Here is a 4,414-nt window from a genome sequence, read left to right on the forward strand (position 1 = left end):
TAGTGCAAACTTGTCGTCGTCAAGGCAGAGCTGTGATTGATTTTTTTGCACAAGCACTGCGGGCTAATTCTAATAGTTATCTGTCTCGCCCATCACTGCTTCCTAAATATTAGACCTGAATCCTTACCTGAAACAAAAAAATCAAATCGATGAAGATACAATTGAGTTATTGGTTTTAAGTGCTTGCCAGACAGCTAAGGGAAATAAGCGTTCAGCATTAGGAATCGCTGGGATCGCAGCCCAAGCTGGAGCAAGGAGTACTGTAGCAACTTTATGGCGTGTAGATGACAACTCTACTGCTCTCCTGATGAAAGAATTTTACAAGGAATTGAAAGATGGTAAAACTAAAGCAGATGCACTACGTCTTGCACAATTGAGTTTGCTGTCAAATCCAGATTACTCCCACCCTTACTATTATTAATTCAAGAATTGATAACTGATTTGATAAGGCTAATTAAACCTTTGGAATCATCCTCAAACTTGCTTGAACACAGCAGTAAGCCAATGATTTCTGTGCTGATAAACCAGTTGCAATCACGTCGCTGCTTGCTAGTATTGGATGCATCTGAAGCTTTATTTCAAAGGAATAACTTCCAGCATCGGCTAGAGTATGGACTATTTTTTCGTCGTTTAACAGAGGAGTTATCCGAGAGCTGTGTACTCTTAACTAGTCGAGTTTTCCCTGATCAGCTTGAAAGTTTGATAGCGGCAGAACTACCTATTGACTTTTTGAGAATTGAAGGTTTGGAGGTAAATGCCGCTTTGCAACTTTTATCCAGCAAAGGATTAACTGACAAGGAAAAGTGCAATAAGTTAATTAAAACTTATCGTGGTAATCCTACAGAATTAAAAGCAGTAGCTAATAGAATTCATCATTTCTTTGCTAGTAGCGCAGAAAAGTTTTTTGAAAATCCAACTACTTTGGTTAGTGATCAGTTTCAAGAAATGCTTAATCAGGTGTTTAGCCAACAAGTATTGAGCAAAACTCAAAGACAAATTATGATTTATCTAGCAGAATAACTAACCTTGGATTCAAGTCCTGTCAATTTTACCAAATTATTAATAGATATGAATAATAAACAGAAAGAATTAATGTCAACCTCAGATTTAATTAGAGCTTTGGAAGTCCTCGAAAAAAACTCATTGATTGAAAGTAACAGAGATTCAGTTACTAAAGAAATTAGTTTTACTCTACAACCAGTGATTAAAAAGTATATTTTGACAGATCCGCTAGGATTGGTGCATACATCTGACACTTCATCAGAATTAGCAATCGCATCTTAAGGGAGGTAGCTATGATTGCAGGAAAACTAGAAATAACAATCAAAATCAACGAACTGCCACAATCTAACATAGTAGAGAATGGTTGGCAACAATTTGAACTTGACTGTGATGATCGCATCATTTCAATTACAGTCAAACCTAAGATTTGGAAGAAACTGACCGATGCTGCTAGTAATTACCCACAGTGGGTTGCAGTGATCGCTGGTAAACTTGGTCAGCAAACAGAACATGGGTTCGTACTAGAAGAACCCAACATACAAGTTTTTGAGCGCAAGCCCAAGGCAGAAATGACCTCTGCTGTAGGTGCTGCTTCTTGAAAAAGTGATTACCCAATCAGGGTAAGCTGGAAGAAACACTGGTAAATATGGAGGAATCAAACAAAAAAAATCAGAATCTCGTTAGATACGGAAAGACCACAAGTTATGTAAAATCAAGCTAATTAAAAGGAGGTATGGAGGTGAAGATACAACAGTACGAGAACTTAACGCAGAAAGCGCCACTAGGCAGTAGCGCTTTCTGCGGGTCTTAAATTCCATATAACCTCAGAGCGGGGTTGATCTCGAAGCAACAAAACAAGTGGTATTTATAGTTTGGCGACTGTCATTCCACTAAGTTTGTCCGAGAGTTTTTACCGCGCTACCAGATCCATTATAGGATCTGCCGCTTGGAAAGTCCATTCCTTGCGGTGTGTTTTTGCTGTCAAAATTCATGAATTTTAGGTAAAGTAAAGTAAAGTTTGGTTAAGAAATCCCGAAAATCGTAGCAAAAAGCAGTAGCAGCGCGAAGAACAGTTACCAGTTATCAGTTGGAATTCACAGTCCTTGATAACTGTCAACTGATAACTGATACAACCCCCTCTGAAGCTTGTCAACCAAGTTATCAGGGAAAAATATCGTGAAAAATGACTTATGCCCAATACACCTTGGTGTCGGGATTAAGGTGACATCAAATTTTTTTTCAAACCACTCTCCTTGTGCTAATGATGGGAGAGAAATATGCTGACACTAGATAGAGAAGAAACCAAATCAGCACTTGATTACGACTTACTCAACAGCAGTATCAAAGACACCTTCGCTGCTCAATACCAATTTGAGTTGCAAGCAGTAGAACTCTTTCGCGTCATGCATGACGAGCAGATGTACAGAATCGCTGGGTACAAAAACTTCTCAGAATATTGCCAAGGCGAATTACATATATATGGTGGCTATCGGCGTATAAATCAACTCTTAGGAGCATCAAAAGTTATTGTTGCAGCAGGGGAGTTGGGGTCACAGATTAAAAATGAGCGCCAAGCCCGTCCTCTTTTGAGGTTAGCCAAAGAACCAGAAAAACTTATTGCTGCGATCACACTGGCTCTTGAATCAAACCCAGACCCAACTGAATCAGATTTTGCTGCTGCGGCTAATATTGTTGCTCCAATGCCAAGAGGGAAAAAGCCATTCCATTCAGAACCAATGGTTCCCAAAAATCAGGAACCATTGGTTCCCAAAAACATGAAAGTCACAATTTCCTCACCAGAACATCCCCGTTATGAAGAATCGGGAGTAATTGAGGCTTCGGCTCCGAATAATTCGCAGCAGATTGTCACCTTCTCTGATGGTGAAAGGCTGCTGGTAAATAACACTGATTTGGATGCCGCAATTGTGTCCGATTCGAATCAGCGGACATATCCACCAGAATACACCGAAGCGATCGCAGCACTCAAAGAGCAACACAAACTTGAGTTAGAGCGCTTGGAGCAGGAATTGAGAATTGGGCTACAAGCAGAGGTGTCGGCTAGAGCCGAAGCGCAAGTAAGTGAGCAAATCCAATCTATGCATTTCCTGTACAAGGAGCAAAAAGAGCAGAATATCCAGTTGCAGCAACGATTGGATGAGATGGAGGGGTTGAGAAAGCTAGAAACTGAGAATCAGCAACTCCACCAACGTATCCAAGAATTAGAACATGCACTACTTGAACGCCCTCAACAGCAGTGGGGAAATACCATGACCCAGCAAGCGACTAAAGCGTTGAACAAGCAAGTTTTACAAGCTCTTGAGAAAACCATTGACCTGCGCGAGCTAGCTCTTGAACCACCCAAAGAAAATGCCCAAGAATGTCTGCGGCTCATGGGCATGGCACTGAAAAACCTAAGCGTTGCCATGAACAACACCCAAGCTCTTGAGGCGGCGGCGATAATTCTGGGTACTAGTCCTACACAATCAGCGATCGCAACAAGGACGGAGCAATTACAGATGCTACCTGTAGCTATTAGGGAAATTAGGCAAGTACTTGCACGTATTCAGTTTACGTGGCTTGACTTTTGGGCTGTGGCTGAAAAATACGAGGTGATAAAAGCAGACTACTGGGATCTCCTTACTACCGAGGAGACTGATTTAATCACACAAGCCCAAAAAAACAGTTAACAGTTAACAGTTAACAGTTAAGCTAATCGTCATTCATTTTTCCAGGTTGATTCGTTTGTAGTAAGCGCAACCCTATGGATTCAGCTCCCGCAGGAAAGCCATGCTTTTATGCAACTTAAATGCTCCGTCCTTATCGCTGCTGATGCGGATACTTGATGACTGATAACTGATAACTGATAACTGATAACTGATAACTGATAACTGATAACTGATAACTGATAACTGATGAATGCGGCATAGATGCAATGTCGCTCAGGAAAGTCATGGAAAAATAAAGGGAGAAAATGTGAATACAAATAAAAATGCTTTTAAGTGTGGCAACTTTGAGCCGAAACCAGATTGCAAGGTATCAGTTGAGCATCAGCGACACCCTATTGTTTACCCGAACAATCTCACGGCTGCGGAATACCATGAGTTGTTAGCTGGTAGCGCCATTCATCCGGCGCTGATTAAGCGCAACTTTTTCCATATAGAAGGAGAATCAGTTTACGACTTCCTATTCATCTCTGATAAGATCCCGCGCAAAAATGCAGGGCGAGTCACCGATGGATACTTAAAGCTGTATCAGCATTTGCTGTTGGGTGGAACCTGGATTCAATCACTTGACCCGTTGAATAATTGGCTCCCAATGGAATGGGGGCGCATTAAGCCCAACTTCCCCCGCATTGATTGGCAAAAAGGGAAACCCGTCAAATACGAATCACCCCCCAAGACAGCTAACCGCG

The 4,414-nt window shown here is 41.4% G+C and carries 5 protein-coding genes and 1 pseudogene; all 6 read left to right on the top strand.

All coding sequences use genetic code 11. From position 1 onward, the window contains the following. The first annotated feature begins 169 nt into the window (after positions 1-169). The gene (locus CDG79_RS39245) at positions 170-421 is read left to right on the top strand and encodes a CHAT domain-containing protein (RefSeq protein WP_317616648.1); all 252 of its coding nucleotides are present in this window, start codon (positions 170-172) and stop codon (positions 419-421) included. Positions 422-504: 83 nt separating this feature from the next. Beyond that, on the top strand, positions 505-1,020 hold the full coding sequence (locus CDG79_RS39250; RefSeq protein ID WP_094346879.1) for a hypothetical protein: 516 nt from the start codon (positions 505-507) through the stop codon (positions 1,018-1,020). 48 nt (positions 1,021-1,068) lie between these two features. Then, positions 1,069-1,284 carry a hypothetical protein gene (locus tag CDG79_RS39255; protein WP_143855735.1) on the top strand — a complete coding sequence of 72 codons (216 nt, stop codon included), beginning with the start codon at positions 1,069-1,071 and terminating at the stop codon, positions 1,282-1,284. Positions 1,285-1,295: 11 nt separating this feature from the next. Further along, entirely contained in the window at positions 1,296-1,601 is a 306-nt protein-coding gene (locus CDG79_RS39260; RefSeq protein WP_094346881.1) for a fertility inhibition FinO-like protein, read from the top strand. 678 nt (positions 1,602-2,279) lie between these two features. Next, on the top strand, positions 2,280-3,689 hold the full coding sequence (locus tag CDG79_RS43190) for a hypothetical protein (protein ID WP_189525301.1): 1,410 nt from the start codon (positions 2,280-2,282) through the stop codon (positions 3,687-3,689). Positions 3,690-4,062: 373 nt separating this feature from the next. Continuing rightward, a pseudogene (locus CDG79_RS39275) lies at positions 4,063-4,414 on the top strand (bifunctional DNA primase/helicase); the annotation flags it as partial.

Origin of the sequence: Nostoc sp. 'Peltigera membranacea cyanobiont' 232, from assembly GCF_002245985.1 — a bacterium.
Lineage (GTDB): Bacteria > Cyanobacteriota > Cyanobacteriia > Cyanobacteriales > Nostocaceae > Nostoc.